The organism is Niallia sp. FSL W8-1348, assembly GCF_038006745.1.
Lineage (GTDB): Bacteria > Bacillota > Bacilli > Bacillales > Cytobacillaceae > Niallia > Niallia alba.
Map to the genome: position 1 here is coordinate 197,383 of NZ_JBBOVV010000003.1, position 16,904 is coordinate 214,286.

Sequence of the window (16,904 nt, forward strand, 5' to 3'; positions counted from 1 at the left end):
GCTTAAATCCCTACGATTTGGCGAAGTTTATCGTAAAACTTTTTCCTTTTTTGATACTGGTCAGTTGTTAAAAAATATACTTGTTCCAATAAAACAGCATTTTTATCATTTTTATTTCTGATTAATCTATTCCATTCCCTTAGGATGTCTGTTGGATACATTAAAGCCATTAAAAACCAATCATCCTTGAAGTAATGAGCATATCCTTGCATTTTTTGTAGTTGCTGCATGGACCAGCCTATACTAGGCATAATCCGATTTGCAAACTGCAAATAATCTCCTACTCTTGGACCAATACTAATTAAATCAAAATCAATTAAATATAATTGATTTTTTACATCTCGCATGAAATTATGATGGGCAACATCCCCATGTAATATAACGTTTGATTGTGTGTTTAGATAATCTTGATTTTTTTTCACATAATGAAAAGATGTATCAGCCCATTCGATAATTTCCTCTACGGTTTCTTTTTTTAAAAAACGCTCAATTATTGGTCTATTCATTCGAAATTCTTCTAATCTTTGTTCCAATTTTTTCATTAAATCGAACGCAGGTAAAATATACTTATATATTTCAACAAGTCGTTCTGTTACTGAATAATATTGCTCTAATAATTGGAGTGCTTCCCTTCTATTCCATTTACTATTATATGTAAAGGAATCTTTATGTGGAGAAATGTATTCAATCATTCCATACACTTTCTTATCGATGATAAGTGGTTCCTCATCGAATACATAAAATTGATACGTCTGTTTAAAGCCTTCTAGCTTTATTGCCCTTGTAAAAGTCTCTTGGATTTTTAGTTTCTGATAACTATTATACCCTTTTAAAATAATCCAAAATTGCTTCGTTTTTACTAAATAAACGTCATTTCTGATTCTGTTTATTTCTAAAATTTGCGCAGGTATTTTTTTTTCTAATAAAGAAAGGAGACGATAATAAAAAGTATCGTCCCCTCTGTGATAAAAATCATAGATCACTGCTTTCGTCCTCTTGGTATCTTGGCATTCCAAATGGCGTGCCTTGATTAACGCCATACGGATTCATAAATGGTGGCTGGCCCATATTTTGATTATAAGCAGGCGTAAACACTGGCGCATTTCCTCCAGGTCCGTATACAGGTGGTGTCAGTTCTGGAGATACTGGCTGTGCAATACTGCCTTCATAAGATGGTGCATCTTGAACTAGCCCAGTGTTTTCTACTGGATAAGGCATTGGCGTATTTCCACTAACTCCTTGAGGGTAAGGAGTTGGGGACATTGGATATCCTCCCATTTCTGGACCGAATCCTTGTGGCATTGCTCCCATTCCCATACCTGGATTAAACCCTCCTGCTGGTGGGTATCCTCCCATTTCTGGACCGAATCCTTGTGGTGGCATTGCTCCCATTCCTATTCCTGGATTAAACCCTCCTGCTGGTGGGTATCCTCCCATTTCTGGACCGAATCCTTGTGGTGGTATTGCTCCCATTCCTATTCCTGGATTAAACCCTCCTGCTGGTGGGTATCCTCCCATTTCTGGACCGAATCCTTGTGGTGGTATTGCTCCCATTCCTATTCCTGGATTAAACCCTCCTGCTGGTGGGTATCCTCCCATTTCTGGACCGAATCCTTGTGGTGGTATTGCTCCCATTCCTATTCCTGGATTAAACCCTCCTGCTGGTGGGTATCCTCCTATTTCTGGACCGAATCCTTGTGGTATTGCTCCCATTCCTATTCCTGGATTAAACCCTCCTGCTGGTGGATATCCTCCTATTTCTGGACCGAATCCTTGTGGTGCTGCTCCATAACCTTGGGCTAAATCGCTTGGATAAGCTGCTTGTGGAAATGATGGAGCACCACATCCACAATCCTCTTTATAAGGAAGATTATAGGAAGGTTGAACTGGCTCTGTGTGAGTAGGAGCATATGGTTGATATGCTGTACCGGCTACATAAGATGATTCTTCTCCTTTATGGTGGTGATGTTCAACAGGCATCTGTCCATACTGAACTAATGGTTGTTGATAATACTCTTGTGGCACATGATTACCATGAGCAGGTGCCTGAAATCCTCCATTTGTATACGGAGAGTAAGAAGAGGAAGACTCTTCCCATTTGTGTTTTTCTGTATATTCTACCCCAGGAAGTGTTGGATAGGCTTGAGGCGCTACTTGTTCAACCGGTACTCCTACTGGAGGGCACACTCCCGGAGGAAAACCGCTTCCTGGCATCATTGGAGACACTTCATAACAATACGGTTGATAAGGAACAATTGGCGGACATACTTCTTGTTGAATTGGTTCCTGTTTTGGCAAAACTGGTGCAGGTATTGGTGGTGGTTGAACTTTTTTTTCTTCCAATTCCACATCAACATCCACATCAATATTTGTCATATTCATGGAATAATAATTAGTAACATCTATTTCTGGTATGATTGGAGTAGGCATTTTTGGCGTGTATGGTTTTTCCTTTGGAGCTTCTTTTTTCGGTATTTCTTTTTTGGGCATTTCTTTAACAGGCATTTCCTTTTTAGGCGCTTCCTTCACAATTGGCTTCATCGCTATCGGCATTTCTTTTTTCGTTCCCATAATAGGAGCTTCTTTCTTTATACTTCCTCCTGAAGTAGGGACTTTAATTTTCATGCCAGGCATAATCATATCTGTATTACTCAATTGGGAATTTAACGATTTTAACTCTTCGAAATTCACCCCATATTTTTTGGCAATTTTCCAAAGAGTATCCCCCTTCTGAACAATATGGATCTTCACTATAGATTCCCTCCTATGCATATGTCCATATAGTCTATGTTCACAATGCAAAATGGTTATCAATCTATTCAAAAATCTATGCGATTTTTTTCAAAATTATGTGTTCTGGCTACACAAAGATTGCCCATACCTTTGTCCTTCTTTTCCTAATTTTATTTATTCATTTTCCCCTTACATAAACAAATTGGTTTATTCTTTTATACATTCTTTTGGTAAAATAGAAAGAAGATAAAAGATAAAGTGAAACTTCCATCAGTGGGGTTTTCCTTCATCCCCCACTGATGGTTAGTTGAACCATTCGGACCTTTACGGACATTAAGTGTGGAATAAATATTAAGTTCTGCCTTCTGAGTGAATTAGGATTCTCCTATTCACTATTTTCTAAAAAAGTGCCTTAGCTATTAAGAGCATTACCGAATAAGCAAATAGAGTAAATTAACTTCCTGCTCGATAAAATAGTTACAAAAGGAGAGATTAGATGACCGAATCAAAAAAAATGCTAGGTGAAGAAAGAAGAGCATATATTCTTTCATTGCTAAAAGAAAATAATCGCCCTTATACTGGAAGTGAACTTTCTAAATTGACAAATGTAAGCAGACAAATAATTGTGGGTGACATTACACTTCTAAAAGCAAAAAACGAACCGATATTAGCGACTAGTCAAGGCTACTTATACCTACAGGAATCAAAGCCATTGCTTTATGAAAGAATTGTCGCCTGTAATCATCCACCCGAAAAAACAGAAGAAGAATTAAATATTCTTGTAGATAATGGGGTAACTGTCAAAGATGTTAAAATTGAACATCCAGTCTATGGAGATCTAACAGCTTCTATTCTCGTTTCTAATCGAAAAGAAGTTAAACAGTTTATGAAGAAAATTAAGCATACAAACGCAGCTTATTTATCAGAATTAACTTCTGGTATCCATTTACATACCATTACAGCCCATTCTATCGAGACATTAACAGAAGCAGAAGATGCTTTACGAAAGGCCCATTTTTTAATCGAAGAAGAAGCGTAACAACCAAAAAGGCTAAAAACAAAAAAGAAGCTGGGACATAAGTATTTTCAACCAAATAACCCCGAACGATTATACGTACATACTAAGAAAAGTCCGTATAATTGTTTGGGGTTTTATTCATTTTATGAAAGAAGGTTTGTGGGGATCACCCGCAGCCTGAATACACTTCGCTTTCCATGGCGCAAGTTGATTTTGCTACTAAATGAGAGATTATTCGTCTTTATCTATTATATATTTTGTTTTGTCCCAGCCTTTTTCAGCTAGCTTTTTTTCTAAAGTCCTTACTTTTCTATCATATAAAAAGGGTAACTCCCAAGTGTCTTTACTTCACATCCAATTGCTTCAAGTTCAGCAATAGCACCTGGTATTAACACGTCATCCATTTTTCTATCTAAATCAATTAAAAAGAAATAATTTCCTAATCCAGTCTTTGTTGGTCTTGATTCAATTTTCACCAAGTTTAATTTTCTCCAAGCAAAAGCAGAAAGCACTTGATGTAGCGCACCAGAGCGATCAGAAGGAAGAGTGACCATTAGACTTGTTTTATAACCTGAAAAAGTACTTGTCGTTTCTGGATAATGAACAGGATTTTTTGATAAAATGAGAAATCTAGTATGGTTATTATTTGAATCATGGATATGATGTTTCACTATTTCAAGCCCATATTCTTCCGCAGTCAACAAATTCCCAATCGCAGCACCATTTATATTTGGATTTTCCTTAATAAACTGTGCAGCAGCTGCTGTGGAAGTCATATATTCACAAGTAATTCCGTTAAATTGTGTATGTATAAATTTATGGCATTGAGCGATTGCATGTGAATGACTATACATTACATCGATATCTCTCCATTTCTCTTTGCGATGCGGATGGACCATTAAATGTTGTTTAATGGGAACCGTCACTTCCCCATGAATCGGTAAAGATACTTCATGAATTAAGTAATCTAGGGTGATATTGACAGAGCCCTCTAATGTATTCTCAACCGGTACTAAAGCTACATCTACTTTATCTTCCATTACAGCATCAAGGCAATTTGGAATGGTTAAAAAGGGAATGGATTCCACCCCAGGGAATTGTTGATTTACCGCCATATTTGTAAACGTTGCTTTTGGACCTAAGTAGCCTACTTTCACCTATTTCTCCCCCTGAAAAAATTATTTATTCTGAATTTAAAACCTATAGAAGAAGAACGACTACAAAAAGTTCTCTTCTAAAGAACGATGACGTCACCTAATAAAGAAGACTTCCCTCAGCGGGACCCTCTCCTCATCCTTCGCTGAGGGTTAGTTGCACTTATCGGACCTTTATGAGCGTAAATTGAAACACTTTATCCCCCTGAGCTTAAAACATCGACTTTCTCTACAAATTCAAGCATACGCAAACGCTCAAGCAGCATATCAATGGATATCTGCATCTCTGCTGTATTTAGTGAAAGGGTAACATTCGCTCTTCCTTGTAGCGGAATGGTTTGATGAATAGTCAGTACATTGCACCCAGCTGATGCAACAACACTTAGTAGTTTGGATAAGGTACCCGATCGATCTTCGATATAAAAGAATAATGTAATCAATTTTTCTTTTACTATTGTTTGGAAAGGAAAGATTGTATCGCGATATTTATAAAATGCACTGCGACTTAAATCTACTTTTTTGACTGCCTCATGCACCGATTCTGCTTTTCCTCTTTCCAATAGTTCTTTCGCATCCAATGTTTTGCGCATAGCTTCTGAAAGCACATCTTCTCTTACTAAAAAAAATTTATGATCCAGTTTACTTTCTTTCATCTGCTCACCCCTGTAAGGCATAACGGAAAATTCATTATGTATGTTTATGAAAAATTCCCCTCCCGTCTTTTTTGACGAGAGGGAATTTTCTTTTATAGATTAACTGTTTCGTAAAGTTTGTGGCAATTCCCCACAGCCAGAATACACTTCACTTTCCAAGGGGTTCATCTGTTTCGCTAATCCCCGTGACGTCTACGTGTATTCCGGCTTCTCCATATTCACCATTAATTCTTTTTCTAATGAAGAAAACAGCATTAATCCAAGCTTTCTTAATCAATAAATTCGAATTCATATTCCATTAATTTTACTATATCTCCATCTTTTGCTCCGCGTTGGCGCAGTGCTTCATCAATACCCATTCCGCGCATTTGACGAGAGAATCTGCGAACTGACTCATCACGAGAGAAATCTGTCATCTTAAATAGCTTTTCAATGCCTTCTCCAGAAAGAACAAAGCTTCCATCTGGATCTCTTGTAATATAGAATTGACGCTCGTCTACTTCATGCTTATAGACAACGCGGTGAATTCCTGCTTCTTCTTCTACTTCCTCTAATGGGAACTCAGGAGTATCCTCTAATTTATCCGCAATAGAGAAAAGAAGTTCGCGTAAACCAGATCTTGTTAAAGCAGACACAGGGAAAATTGGATAGTCTTCTTCCAATTTTTCTTTAAATACTTTTAAATTTTCCTCAGCATCTGGCATGTCCATTTTATTAGCCACAATGATTTGCGGTCTTTCCAATAAGCGAAGATTGTATTCTTGCAACTCGTTGTTAATCGTCACATAGTCTTCATATGGATCTCTGCCTTCAATAGCAGCCATATCAATGACATGGACAATAACTCTTGTACGTTCTATATGACGGAGGAACTGATGCCCTAATCCAACACCAGAATGTGCTCCTTCAATTAATCCAGGCAAATCTGCCATTACAAAACTTCTATTATCTTCTGTCTCCACCATTCCTAAATTAGGCGCGATTGTCGTAAAATGATAATCTGCAATTTTTGGTTTTGCTGCCGATACAACAGAAAGCAATGTAGATTTACCGACACTAGGAAAACCGACCAACCCAACATCTGCCAGTACCTTTAACTCTAGTGTAACATCTCTTTCTTGCCCTGGTTCCCCATTTTCTGATAATTCAGGTGCCGGGTTTGATGGGCTTGCAAAGCGAGAGTTTCCTCTTCCCCCACGACCACCACGGGCGATGACCGCTTGCTGGCCATGTTCTGTTAAATCAGCAATTACTTCTTTCGTATTCGCATCAGATACAATCGTACCAGGCGGAACTTTGACAATCATCTCTTTCGCATTACGACCATGCTGATTCTTAGACATTCCATGTTCTCCACGCGGAGCCTTAAAATGACGTTGATAACGAAAATCCATCAACGTGCGCAGACCTTCTTCGACTTGGAATATTACGTCTGCTCCTTTCCCGCCATCTCCACCAGCAGGACCACCCTTAGGGACAAATTTTTCTCGGCGAAAGGCTACCATACCGTTTCCGCCATCTCCGCCCTTCACATAAATCTTTACCTGATCCACAAACATAAATTCATTTCCTCCTATTTAAGAAAACCTTAAGCAGCATAGTTGTCTATTGTTGAACAAAAGAGCCTCCCTTTTAAATAAAGGGAAACTTCCATCAATGGGGCTTTTCCTTCCTCCCCCACTGATGGTTAATTGAACCATTCAGACCTTTACGGACAGTTGATTTCCCATCTATCTTCCTCGATCTCATAAGCTTGAGAACAGAGTCTTACTGTCCGTTAAGAAGGGGATAAAAGGCAATTCTTTCGTTGCTACAAGTATTTACTACTATCTTTTCTAAAATCATGATTTTCCATTGTCTATATACAAAACCGAAGATAGTTAACCAACAATTCTTATTATTTACCTGTTTGCTCTCTATTCATCCAGACTTCAAAAACCAGTTCTTCCTCACTAATCTCTATATTTTTCAAAGTCAATTGCTTGGAAAACTGTTGCTGGAGAAATTGAGACATCGTTTCTCTATCTAATAGTATACCGTTAAAATCAATATACAATCGTATTCCCTCTACCATTGAATGAATGGAAATGAATAAGTGATTGTCCGCGAAAGGTTTAATATATTGATTTAACATTTGAAAAAATAATGTTGTCCATTCGGAAAGCACTTCATCTTCTGTAACTTGACATTTTTCTTCTGCCAACACTTCATATTCTAACCGAAAATAATAATTTTCCCAGTTTGCAATTAATAATTTTGTTGCAAATTGCGGAATATCTAAATTAGATAATTTTGCTTCTTGTTTTGTCTCTGTAATAATCTCATTAATAATTTCTTTTACCCGATCCGGTTTATTTAAGTCCAAATTCCCTTTAATCAATTGGATTTTATTTAGCCAATCATGACGAACATGTCTTAAAAACTCTATCGTATTCCAGTCTTTATTCATTCTTGTACTCCTACCAAGGTTATTAAGTCTTAGAAGACTGCTTTAAGTAAGTATAACAAAAAATGAACCATCTATGAACAAAAACGATAATACCATAACTTCAACTGATTGAATTAAAAGACTGTTTTCGTAAAGTTTCTTGCTATAAGTAGGCAACCTGAATACACTTCGCTTTGAAGTCACTGAAAACTCCTAGTCATTGATAATTTATGGTAGCCACATTTTTGTTTTCCATGGCGTCCGCTCGCTTTCCATGGGGCGAGCGCCAAGCCTCCTAGATGGACTAAAATCTCTAATCACGTATAATCGCTAACTTTTTTGGGATTAATTTTATAAAGAAAGGTCAAAATCGAAGTGTATGAAAGCTGCGGGAACAACAAACTATACATAAAGAGCCAAACTTATCCTTTGATAGCATACGAAAAAGCAATTGATTACACTATTTTTCAACACTTAGACCAAAAGCAGGAAAAGGCAATAACATAGTGATATGTATATATTAGACAAGGTAGTTTCTAAGGGATCAAAAGCCCTCTTGCTTATTTGTCTAAGTGTTGAAATCATCATCCACAACATATCTCGGCATCAACTAATTCATCATAAAATCTATCCCTTAACAAACAGATAGACTGACCCTAATCGAGCCAGCCTATCTAATCATTATCTTATGCTTCTTGTGCTACTGGGTATACGCTAACTTGTTTGCGATCACGACCAAGACGCTCAAATTTAACGATTCCGTCAACTTTTGCGAATAGTGTATCATCGCCACCACGACCAACGTTTACTCCTGGATAGATTTTTGTACCGCGTTGACGGTAAAGAATGCTTCCACCAGTTACTAATTGACCATCTGCACGTTTAGCTCCTAAACGTTTAGAAATGGAGTCACGTCCGTTTTTAGTAGAACCTACCCCTTTTTTAGATGCAAAAAACTGAAGATCTAATCTTAACATTTCGTTCCACCTCCTATTTAATTATAAGTGATAGTTACGTATTTACCATAGTCTCTTTCAATTGTTTCTAAAGATACAATCATTCCTTCTAAAAGAAGTTGAATTTTAGCTCTTGTTTCTTCCGGAATATTTTCAGGAATCGTACAAGAAATAAAACCTCCATCTTTCCCCTGCTTTATAATAGGAGTTATACCAGTAAGTGAAATAACCGCATTGATGCTTCCAAAAGAAACAGCTGATACTCCAGCACACACAATATCATTCCCACTATTTGCAAAAAGAGCATGACCGCTTATCGTAAACGCATGAATGAGCCCATCGTTCGATTTGTCAATCGTAATTTCGATCATACAAATTCAACCTTAAGCGTTGATCTTTTCGATAACAACTTTAGTGTAAGGTTGACGATGACCTTGCTTTTTATGATAATTTTTCTTCGCTTTGTATTTGAAAACGATGATTTTCTTTTGACGGCCTTGTTTTTCAACTTTAGCTGTAACAGTAGCTCCTTCAACAACTGGGCTTCCTACTTTTACATTTTCTCCGCCAACGAAAAGAACTTTATCAAAAGTAACAGTGTCACCAGCTTCACCGTTTAATTTCTCGATGTAGATAGCTTGACCTTCTTCAACTTTGATTTGTTTTCCGCCTGTTTCAATAATTGCGTACATTAAACTGCACCTCCTTAATAGACTAAGACTCGCCAATGACAGGCGTTTTGCTAGAAGCAAAAGCTTAATTACCTGCTATGCGCGGTTGTAGAGCACGGGTGCTACAAACAACATTAAAATACTAACATGTTTAAAGGGTACTGTCAATGATATTCTCTATTAATAAACTTGAACCAACAATCATTTAACCATTCGAATTGTATAATCTGGTTTTGGAAATTCAGCTTCTTCGATTTTTATTGCAAAACCTAATACTTCCTCTAACCGTTTTTTATGAATACTTCCTTCTCCGATAAAAAAATGATGGACGTCTTGCGCTGCTTTAATTTCCACAACCTCAATATCCCTATTCCGATATTCCCATAGCTCTCTTTCTAATTGAAAAGCCATACTCTCTGCACTCTTCACGAGTCCTGTACCTTCACAAACCGTACACTTACTTTGAACCGTTTCAGATAAGGACTTCATCGTTTTCTTTCGTGTTACTTGCAATATCCCTAGTGAAGTAAATCCAATTACTTTCGATTGTCTATTATCCGCCGTTAGTTCCTTCTCCATAATAGCAATAACTTTCTTTTCTTCCTCTACTTTCATATCAATAAAATCAATTAATATGATTCCGGATAGATCTCTTAATCTAATTTGTCTTGCTACTTCTTTCGCAGCAAGACTATTGGTCTGAAACACAGTATGCTCTAATTGATGCTTCCCTTCATATTTGCCTGTATTTACGTCTATAATGGTTGCAGCTTCTGCTTGGTCAATAATCATATAGGCACCGTTGCTTAGCCACACAATTCTTTTCAACGCCTTCTCTATTTCCGTGTCTACATGATAATGAGAGAAAAGCTCTTCATTTCCTTGATGATAGGAAACTGTTAAATGCGGGAACATCGTTTGCCATTGCTTTCGTTCTTCCACTCTATCTACAATGACTTCTCCCTCTTTCATTTGCTGAAAAAGATAATATAGCTGTTTCGTAAATTCATTATTTTCTTGTAAAAGCATTATTTTCTTTTGTGTAGCTCTTTGTTCCAAATCCTTATATTCCTGACGTAATACTTCCAGTTCCTTTATTAATTCTTCTTCTAAACAGTTTGCTGCAGATGTGCGAAAAATCAAGCCTTCCGCTTCTGATTTTATACGTATTCCAAAACTTCTTAAGTGTTTTTGTGAAGTGCTAGAGTTAATTTTTTTCGATACTGCTACGTATCTGCCATAAGGCATATACACAATATGTTCCCCAGTCATCTCAATAATGCCTGTTATTTTTGCGCCCTTTGGTCCAGCTGCATCTTTCATTACTTGAACAAGTACCCGTTCTCCTTGTTTAACATAGCTAGAGACACTTTTCTTCTTTTTCTCTTCTAAAGTCCCTTCGTTCCGGACAAAGGAAGCCATTTTTTCTCTCGGCAAATAGGCTCCTTTCCCTTCCCCAATTTCAACAAAGGCAGCATTCATTCCTGGAACAACTTTTGTCACTTGTCCCAAATAAATATTTCCAACAGTCGTTTTAAATTGAGGCTGCTGGACATATATTTTTTCTACTTTTCCATCTATTAGATAAACAAATCTATTTTCTCTAGTCTTCAGATTAACGATTACTTGATTCAACATCATACATCCTTTTTTATGGTTATCTTCTTATTTTAGCTTAGAAGAAATGTTTTAGTAAACTCAAGGACCTATTGATTTGAAATAAATTTCAAGTAACTATTTAACTGATAATTAAAAGCACTTTATTTTCCCCCTATGTATAGTCCTATAATACGTATAATATATCCTTTATCTTCGCTGTAACGTTCTTCTCTTTAAAATAGGCATGTAATAGCTCATTTTCATCAAGAATTGTATTTTCTTTGCCCTTTGTTTTTACGATTATTGGATGCTTACATCCTCGATGAAACCGTTCTAATACATCTAATAAATAGTCCTCTTCTTGGACTTCTAATGGCAGTAATTTTCGCAATTCATTTGTTTTTCCATAATATCGTTCCAGCAAAAATCGCATGAATAAGAATCTTCTTTGTTTCCATTCATAATAAATAGAGAAAAGTAAGAAGCTAATAATAATCCATGCATTTAAATTCGCTGGCATTATAAAGAGAACGATTAAAAGAAATAAAAAAACACCCATTATGGATAGATAAAGTGTTAATTTATGGGACTTAGGAAAGGACTTTTTTAGGGAAAATAAAAGAAACAGCAGTTTACCACCATCTAACGGCCATATCGGCAGTATATTAAAGAAAAAAATCATCATATTATATTGAATAAAGGTCTGATACAAGGAATCTGTCAAAATGCCTCCTTGCCATAAAAGAAAGCCTAGCCCAACAAGCCATATATGCTGCAAAGGACCAGAAAGAATCACGATTGCTTCCTCCCGCAAAGGTCTATTTCCATGTTCATCCATCTCTGCGACTCCACCAAAAGGTAATAAAGATATTTTCTTTATTCTCCATGAAAAAAAAGCAGCAGCAAACGCATGACCTAGTTCATGAACAAAAATAATCAGAATTAATAAACATAGTTCATAAAAATGGGCAGTCATTACCCCGATGGCAATGACAACCCATAATAGTGGATGGATATGAAGGTGCTTAAAGACGCTTACGAACCTATTCAATTTCAATCACCTGTAAAGGATCAATAAAGTCATCATTTTGCTTAATAGCAAAAAAGAATAAACCTAGTGTTTCATCTCCTTCATACCTTGAAGCATTTCCTACTTTTGTACCTTTTTTAATATTTTCATATAACTTTACATCCACTTCTTCTAAGTTGCCATACCAAGATTCGCTTTGATCACTATGCTTTATTACAACCGTTTTACCAAAGCCCTCTTTTTCGCCTATGAAAGTTATTTGACCCTCATTAAAGGATTGTACAGTTGTATCCGTTCCAGTTTCTATTGCGATTCTTTGCCCATTTTGTTGAAATTCCTCTAAAACTTTCCCTGAGGCAGATAAAGCATATTGCTGTAATTGCTCCGTATCTTGTTCTTGTCCTTTCTGTTCTGGCAAAAAGGCTAGTGGTTTACCAAATTGATCTTCATACCAATTAGAAACAACCATAAAATTAAATTCTTTGGACATTGCCTGTTTGATCGTATTTTCGACTTTTGCTAATTTTGTAGAAGGATGATCTACAATGATGGCGACAGCTAGAAAAAGAATAGCCGCACCTAAAATTTTCAACATAAATAGATCTTTTCGAAACAAAGGATGAATTTTTGTTGGGTAATTTTCCTCTTTATCAGAAAAATTGTAGTCATAGCCAGCCTCTTCATCAGACCATAACACTCTGTTATCAATATTTTTTTCTATTCTTGCCCGTTCTTTTCTTCTTTTTTCGATTTTTTTTCTAACATCATCATTTCTTGACCCCATATACTCCTCTCCCCTAACCTACTTGTCCTCTTTACCCTATATTTATGTAAGGGAAGAACAAAGTATGCCTTTAATCAGGGAGGAAACCTTAATGAAAAGAATTCCAGTAATCACTTCTATTAAAACAGAAAAAATAAAAAGTCCTGCAAAGAAGTTGATCGTTCTTGAATCAACTTCTTTGCAGGGCAAAGTTTTGTAAACAGCATTATTTATCCCACTCTTAACGGGCAGTATAACCCCCACTAATGGAAGTTTTTTTATTTCATTGTTACATTTAACATGATCCAAGTATAAAAGGCAGGAGCTTTTCCCTCCTATCTTTTATACTTTATCACATACGCATATCTATGTACGTATAGAAAAAATCAATTATTTTACTATCTTATCTTGCACCAAAGAATGTCTTAATTTTAGCGAAAACCCCTTTTGATTCCTCTTCTAAATGCTGTAAAGGAACGGTTTCACCTAAAATTCTTCTGGCGATATTACGGTAGGCAATCGCAGATTTGCTATTCGGATTTAACGCGATTGGTTCTCCGTTATTAGAAGCTCTAATAACCGCATCATCATCAGCAACAATTCCTAATAAATCAATGGAAAGATGACTAGTTACTTCATCAATATCTAACATATCCCCATTTTTCACCATATGATTTCTAATTCTATTGATAACAAGCATTGGTGGTTCCATTTGCTCTTCTTTTTCTAGTAAACCAATTACTCTATCTGCATCTCTAACAGAAGACACTTCAGGAGTAGTAACAACAATGGCCTTGTCTGCACCAGCGACAGCATTTTGGTACCCCTGTTCTATTCCTGCAGGGCAATCTATTATAATATAATCATAATCCTGTTTTAAACGAAGAACCAATTCCCTCATTTGATTTGGCCTTACAGCTGTTTTATCACTCGTTTGTGCAGCTGGCAACAAATATAAAAGATCATCAAATCGTTTATCCTTAACAAGCGCTTGATGAATTTTACATCTTTCCTCGACCACATCCACTAAATCATAAATAATGCGATTTTCTAATCCCATCACGACATCAAGATTTCGCAAGCCAATATCTGTATCTATTAAACAAACTTTTTTTCCCTGTAACGCAAGCGCTGTTCCAATGTTTGCAGAAGTGGTCGTCTTTCCAACTCCACCTTTACCTGATGTTATAACAATTGCCTCTCCCATCTTAATATCCTCCTTCCAATTTCAGCAAATTAGGTCTTAAATGTGGTAATACTTGTAATCTATCAATCTTAATGACACTGTCATTCACATATGCACATTCCATTTCTCTTGTTTTTTCAGAAGACGTATTCTCTATTTCCCTCTCAATAAAATGACTAATCCGGATTTGGGTCGGTTTCATAATTGATGCAGCTATCACCGCATCATCTTTACCATTATATCCAGCATGAGCTATCCCTTTCAACTGTCCCATGATATAGATATTTCCTCCAGCTATAACCTTGCCACCTGGATTTACATCGCCAATTAATAGTAAATCACCGGGCACTTCTAATATTTGACCTGATCGCACAATACTAGTTATGGATTTTACTTCATTTTGTCTTAGCCAATTTTCCGCCTCTGTCTTTGTTACTAAATTACTATTAATGGATTGAACAGTTAAATTTTGTTTTTCTTGAATTAAATGAACAATCTCTTCCTTTTGTTCATCTGTTACATATCTATTTCCAAGCTCTACTGTCACTTTTATATCACGGTTTTCATTATGCAGGCTGGAGCTTTCGTTTAATTTATACTGAAGTTCTCTTAATAATTCTTCATAAGAACAATTATCATACAAATGCAAGCCCAGTCCATTCTTCGTTCCTTTTATTGTTACTAGCTGCCTTTTTTTCATTTCAAGTTGTTCACCTCTGTAAGAAAAGCGTAAGCGTCTTCCCATCTCTCATACGGGACATAAAGACATACTACCCTGTTTTATCAAACATATTATTTATTTACTGCAAACAAAATTTATCTAGTGTAGAAGGGCAATAGACGCTAATGCTCGGATATCGTTATACTTATAAATCTTACTTTGCATAAAAAAGCGCAAACATCCTCATCAAACAATAAAGTATGATTCGAACGAGACCAAATATCATTAACGATACTTACGCTATTCGATTCAACCTGTTCATTTGATAGATGGTTGACACCTCTGCTAGAGCATTTACTGTTTTTCATAAATGCATTTGTACATGCAAAAATAAATTTTTACGTCTCCGTTCACTTATTAACAAGTCTTTCCATAAATACTCTGATATAAGATGAAGGACTTTAGACCTCTATTTCTATCCTTTTTAATATCATTCGACAAACACTTTTAAAATTCCTTTTCAAGCCAAATATATTTCTTAAAAAGACTGAAGACAAACAGTCACAAGGCAAATAAATTTCAGATCGAAGACAACCTACATGCCCAACCTGAAATTTATTTCCATTTTTCCATTCTTTCTAACTATATCATTCTTTTAACTCTGCTGCATACTTCTCAAATAAACGTTTATAAGGGTATGCGACAATCACGATAAATACTAAATTCAACCCTAAAGATGGCAAAAGTCTTAAATGCAAGAAACTCGCAAAATCAATGGTTGTCAGATTTATCACTTTTATCACTTGATAAACAATCATTTCTAAAGCAGAAACAGCAAGTAAGCTCATGACGGAAACAACGACAATATTACTATGGAAAATTTTCATTAATTTATTGAAAATATAAATGATAAAAGGGAATGCAAAAAAATAGATACCTAAAATTTCTGTATAAACAATATCAAAAAGCAGTCCAAAAACAAAGCCATAGAGAACGCCGACGTTTCTATTTCCATAAACGGAAAAGAAAAGTATGGTAATCAGCAAAAAATACGGTACGAAAATCCAATTTTTTCCGAATGGGTCTGTTGGTAGCAATTCGAGAAAAACACTTTCTAAAATAAACATGAATGAAATTAAACAGCCAATTAAAACTTTCCTCATTGTTCTTCCTCTTCAGGAGATAACGCTGCCCTGTCTACTACCATTACATGTTCAATATCATAGAAATCTGCTGCTGGCTTGATAAACACTTTTTTCTGAAGTCCATTTTCATCTGGCTCTACTTTTTCTACTGTTCCAATAGCTAACCCTTTCGGAAAGACTCCACCCATTCCTGAAGTCGTAACAAGCTGTCCTTTTTCCACTTTCAGACCATTTGGAACTTCTTCCCAAGTCATAATTAATTGCTTTGTTTCTTTATCATAATCAGCAATAATACCAAACACTTCTGTTTTACTTTTATTCTTTTTTTCGTCTTCTTTAGGCTGAATAAAAACAGAAATACGATTAGCAGGATCTTCAGAACTAAGTAGCTGTACAGTTGCCGTATTAGGAGCCACTGATTTTATTTTCCCAATTAATCCAGCAGAAGTAATAACAGCCATATTTTTCTCGACACCATCGTTATCTCCTCTATTGATGGTAACTAACTCTGTCCATTGGGAAGGATTTCTACGAATTACCGTTGCTTTCATGAGCGTATAATCACTTAAAGATTCTTTTTCTTCCAATGTGTCCTGTAGTGCTTGTACATCTTTTTTGAGACCTTGAACCTGGTATTTAAGCTGAGCATTTTCCTCTAGCTTTGCCTTCAATTCTTTATTCTCTTTATATGTATCTTGTAATGACTTGACATTATCAACAAAACCCACCACAAAATGGGCAGGTCTAGATACAAGGGTTTGAACCCAGCCGGTTGTATCTTTTACGAACTGCTCCGGCCAGGTTAATTTATTTCGATCACTCAATGAAAACCCTATTAATGCCACGAGAATAATGATGCTAACAAGCAAAATAATCAGGCGTTTATTCATAAAAAACTGTGGCATGC

17 protein-coding genes and 1 other annotated feature are annotated in these 16,904 nt (G+C 36.2%); of the genes, 1 reads left to right on the top strand and 16 read right to left on the bottom strand.

What is annotated here, in order from left to right; genetic code table 11:
- Positions 1-2: 2 nt before the first annotated feature.
- Positions 3-983, bottom strand: coding sequence for a phosphotransferase (locus NST60_RS23730; protein ID WP_212116948.1), 981 nt, complete (start codon positions 981-983; stop codon positions 3-5).
- Positions 973-2,751, bottom strand: coding sequence for a SafA/ExsA family spore coat assembly protein (gene safA, locus NST60_RS26885; protein WP_445304424.1), 1,779 nt, complete (start codon positions 2,749-2,751; stop codon positions 973-975). Before safA ends, NST60_RS23730 begins: the two co-directional genes overlap by 11 nt.
- A gap of 478 nt (positions 2,752-3,229) precedes the next feature.
- Here safA and NST60_RS23740 point away from each other — a divergent pair, with 478 nt between their 5' ends.
- A complete protein-coding gene (locus tag NST60_RS23740) occupies positions 3,230-3,772 on the top strand; it encodes a transcription repressor NadR (protein WP_016201691.1) in 543 nt (180 codons plus the stop codon).
- Positions 3,773-4,053: 281 nt separating this feature from the next.
- Here the strand turns inward: NST60_RS23740 and pheA are convergent, their stop codons facing one another.
- The 14 genes from pheA to mreC all read right to left on the bottom strand — a co-directional run bounded on the left by pheA (position 4,054) and on the right by mreC (position 16,902).
- Positions 4,054-4,908, bottom strand: coding sequence for a prephenate dehydratase (pheA, locus tag NST60_RS23745; RefSeq protein WP_101730744.1), 855 nt, complete (start codon positions 4,906-4,908; stop codon positions 4,054-4,056).
- A gap of 194 nt (positions 4,909-5,102) precedes the next feature.
- Entirely contained in the window at positions 5,103-5,558 is a 456-nt protein-coding gene (locus NST60_RS23750) for an ACT domain-containing protein (RefSeq protein ID WP_341100530.1), read from the bottom strand.
- A gap of 269 nt (positions 5,559-5,827) precedes the next feature.
- Positions 5,828-7,117 (bottom strand): GTPase ObgE, encoded by a 1,290-nt coding sequence (gene obgE / locus NST60_RS23755; protein WP_016201694.1) that lies wholly within the window; start codon positions 7,115-7,117, stop codon positions 5,828-5,830.
- Positions 7,118-7,455: 338 nt separating this feature from the next.
- A complete protein-coding gene (locus NST60_RS23760) occupies positions 7,456-8,007 on the bottom strand; it encodes a Spo0B C-terminal domain-containing protein (protein WP_101730742.1) in 552 nt (183 codons plus the stop codon).
- Between the two features lie 665 nt (positions 8,008-8,672).
- Positions 8,673-8,963 (bottom strand): 50S ribosomal protein L27, encoded by a 291-nt coding sequence (gene rpmA / locus NST60_RS23765; protein WP_016201696.1) that lies wholly within the window; start codon positions 8,961-8,963, stop codon positions 8,673-8,675.
- A gap of 17 nt (positions 8,964-8,980) precedes the next feature.
- Positions 8,981-9,313: a ribosomal-processing cysteine protease Prp gene (locus tag NST60_RS23770; RefSeq protein WP_224427800.1), complete on the bottom strand. Its 333-nt coding sequence runs from the start codon at positions 9,311-9,313 to the stop codon at positions 8,981-8,983.
- A gap of 12 nt (positions 9,314-9,325) precedes the next feature.
- Positions 9,326-9,634, bottom strand: coding sequence for a 50S ribosomal protein L21 (gene rplU, locus NST60_RS23775; protein WP_016201698.1), 309 nt, complete (start codon positions 9,632-9,634; stop codon positions 9,326-9,328).
- A gap of 15 nt (positions 9,635-9,649) precedes the next feature.
- Positions 9,650-9,731, bottom strand: a sequence feature (ribosomal protein L21 leader region).
- 83 nt (positions 9,732-9,814) lie between these two features.
- Positions 9,815-11,254 (bottom strand): Rne/Rng family ribonuclease, encoded by a 1,440-nt coding sequence (locus tag NST60_RS23780; protein WP_341100538.1) that lies wholly within the window; start codon positions 11,252-11,254, stop codon positions 9,815-9,817.
- Positions 11,255-11,396: 142 nt separating this feature from the next.
- Complete coding sequence (locus tag NST60_RS23785) at positions 11,397-12,263, bottom strand: M50 family metallopeptidase (protein WP_169188895.1); 867 nt, start codon at positions 12,261-12,263, stop codon at positions 11,397-11,399.
- Entirely contained in the window at positions 12,256-13,026 is a 771-nt protein-coding gene (locus NST60_RS23790; RefSeq protein ID WP_101730739.1) for a M23 family metallopeptidase, read from the bottom strand. The genes NST60_RS23785 and NST60_RS23790 overlap by 8 nt, the downstream gene beginning before the upstream one ends.
- Before the next feature lie 382 nt (positions 13,027-13,408).
- On the bottom strand, positions 13,409-14,212 hold the full coding sequence (minD, locus tag NST60_RS23795) for a septum site-determining protein MinD (RefSeq protein WP_016201703.1): 804 nt from the start codon (positions 14,210-14,212) through the stop codon (positions 13,409-13,411).
- A gap of 1 nt (position 14,213) precedes the next feature.
- Positions 14,214-14,891, bottom strand: coding sequence for a septum site-determining protein MinC (gene minC, locus NST60_RS23800; RefSeq protein ID WP_016201704.1), 678 nt, complete (start codon positions 14,889-14,891; stop codon positions 14,214-14,216).
- A gap of 608 nt (positions 14,892-15,499) precedes the next feature.
- Positions 15,500-16,015, bottom strand: coding sequence for a rod shape-determining protein MreD (gene mreD, locus NST60_RS23805; RefSeq protein WP_016201705.1), 516 nt, complete (start codon positions 16,013-16,015; stop codon positions 15,500-15,502).
- Positions 16,012-16,902, bottom strand: a complete 891-nt coding sequence (mreC, locus tag NST60_RS23810; RefSeq protein ID WP_169188897.1) for a rod shape-determining protein MreC — start codon at positions 16,900-16,902, stop codon at positions 16,012-16,014. The genes mreD and mreC overlap by 4 nt, the downstream gene beginning before the upstream one ends.
- Between the last annotated feature and the right edge of the window lie 2 nt (positions 16,903-16,904).

What these genes read in the sequence shown, in the direction of transcription:
- NST60_RS23740 (WP_016201691.1), top strand. Translation starts at nt 3,230, where the DNA reads ATGACCGAATCAAAAAAAATGCTAGGTGAAGAAAGAAGAGCATATATT.
- NST60_RS23750 (WP_341100530.1), bottom strand. Translation starts at nt 5,558, where the DNA reads ATGAAAGAAAGTAAACTGGATCATAAATTTTTTTTAGTAAGAGAAGAT.
- obgE (WP_016201694.1), bottom strand. Translation starts at nt 7,117, where the DNA reads ATGTTTGTGGATCAGGTAAAGATTTATGTGAAGGGCGGAGATGGCGGA.
- NST60_RS23760 (WP_101730742.1), bottom strand. Translation starts at nt 8,007, where the DNA reads ATGAATAAAGACTGGAATACGATAGAGTTTTTAAGACATGTTCGTCAT.
- rpmA (WP_016201696.1), bottom strand. Translation starts at nt 8,963, where the DNA reads ATGTTAAGATTAGATCTTCAGTTTTTTGCATCTAAAAAAGGGGTAGGT.
- NST60_RS23770 (WP_224427800.1), bottom strand. Translation starts at nt 9,313, where the DNA reads ATGATCGAAATTACGATTGACAAATCGAACGATGGGCTCATTCATGCG.
- rplU (WP_016201698.1), bottom strand. Translation starts at nt 9,634, where the DNA reads ATGTACGCAATTATTGAAACAGGCGGAAAACAAATCAAAGTTGAAGAA.
- NST60_RS23780 (WP_341100538.1), bottom strand. Translation starts at nt 11,254, where the DNA reads ATGATGTTGAATCAAGTAATCGTTAATCTGAAGACTAGAGAAAATAGA.
- NST60_RS23790 (WP_101730739.1), bottom strand. Translation starts at nt 13,026, where the DNA reads ATGGGGTCAAGAAATGATGATGTTAGAAAAAAAATCGAAAAAAGAAGA.
- minD (WP_016201703.1), bottom strand. Translation starts at nt 14,212, where the DNA reads ATGGGAGAGGCAATTGTTATAACATCAGGTAAAGGTGGAGTTGGAAAG.
- minC (WP_016201704.1), bottom strand. Translation starts at nt 14,891, where the DNA reads ATGAAAAAAAGGCAGCTAGTAACAATAAAAGGAACGAAGAATGGACTG.
- mreD (WP_016201705.1), bottom strand. Translation starts at nt 16,015, where the DNA reads ATGAGGAAAGTTTTAATTGGCTGTTTAATTTCATTCATGTTTATTTTA.
- mreC (WP_169188897.1), bottom strand. Translation starts at nt 16,902, where the DNA reads ATGCCACAGTTTTTTATGAATAAACGCCTGATTATTTTGCTTGTTAGC.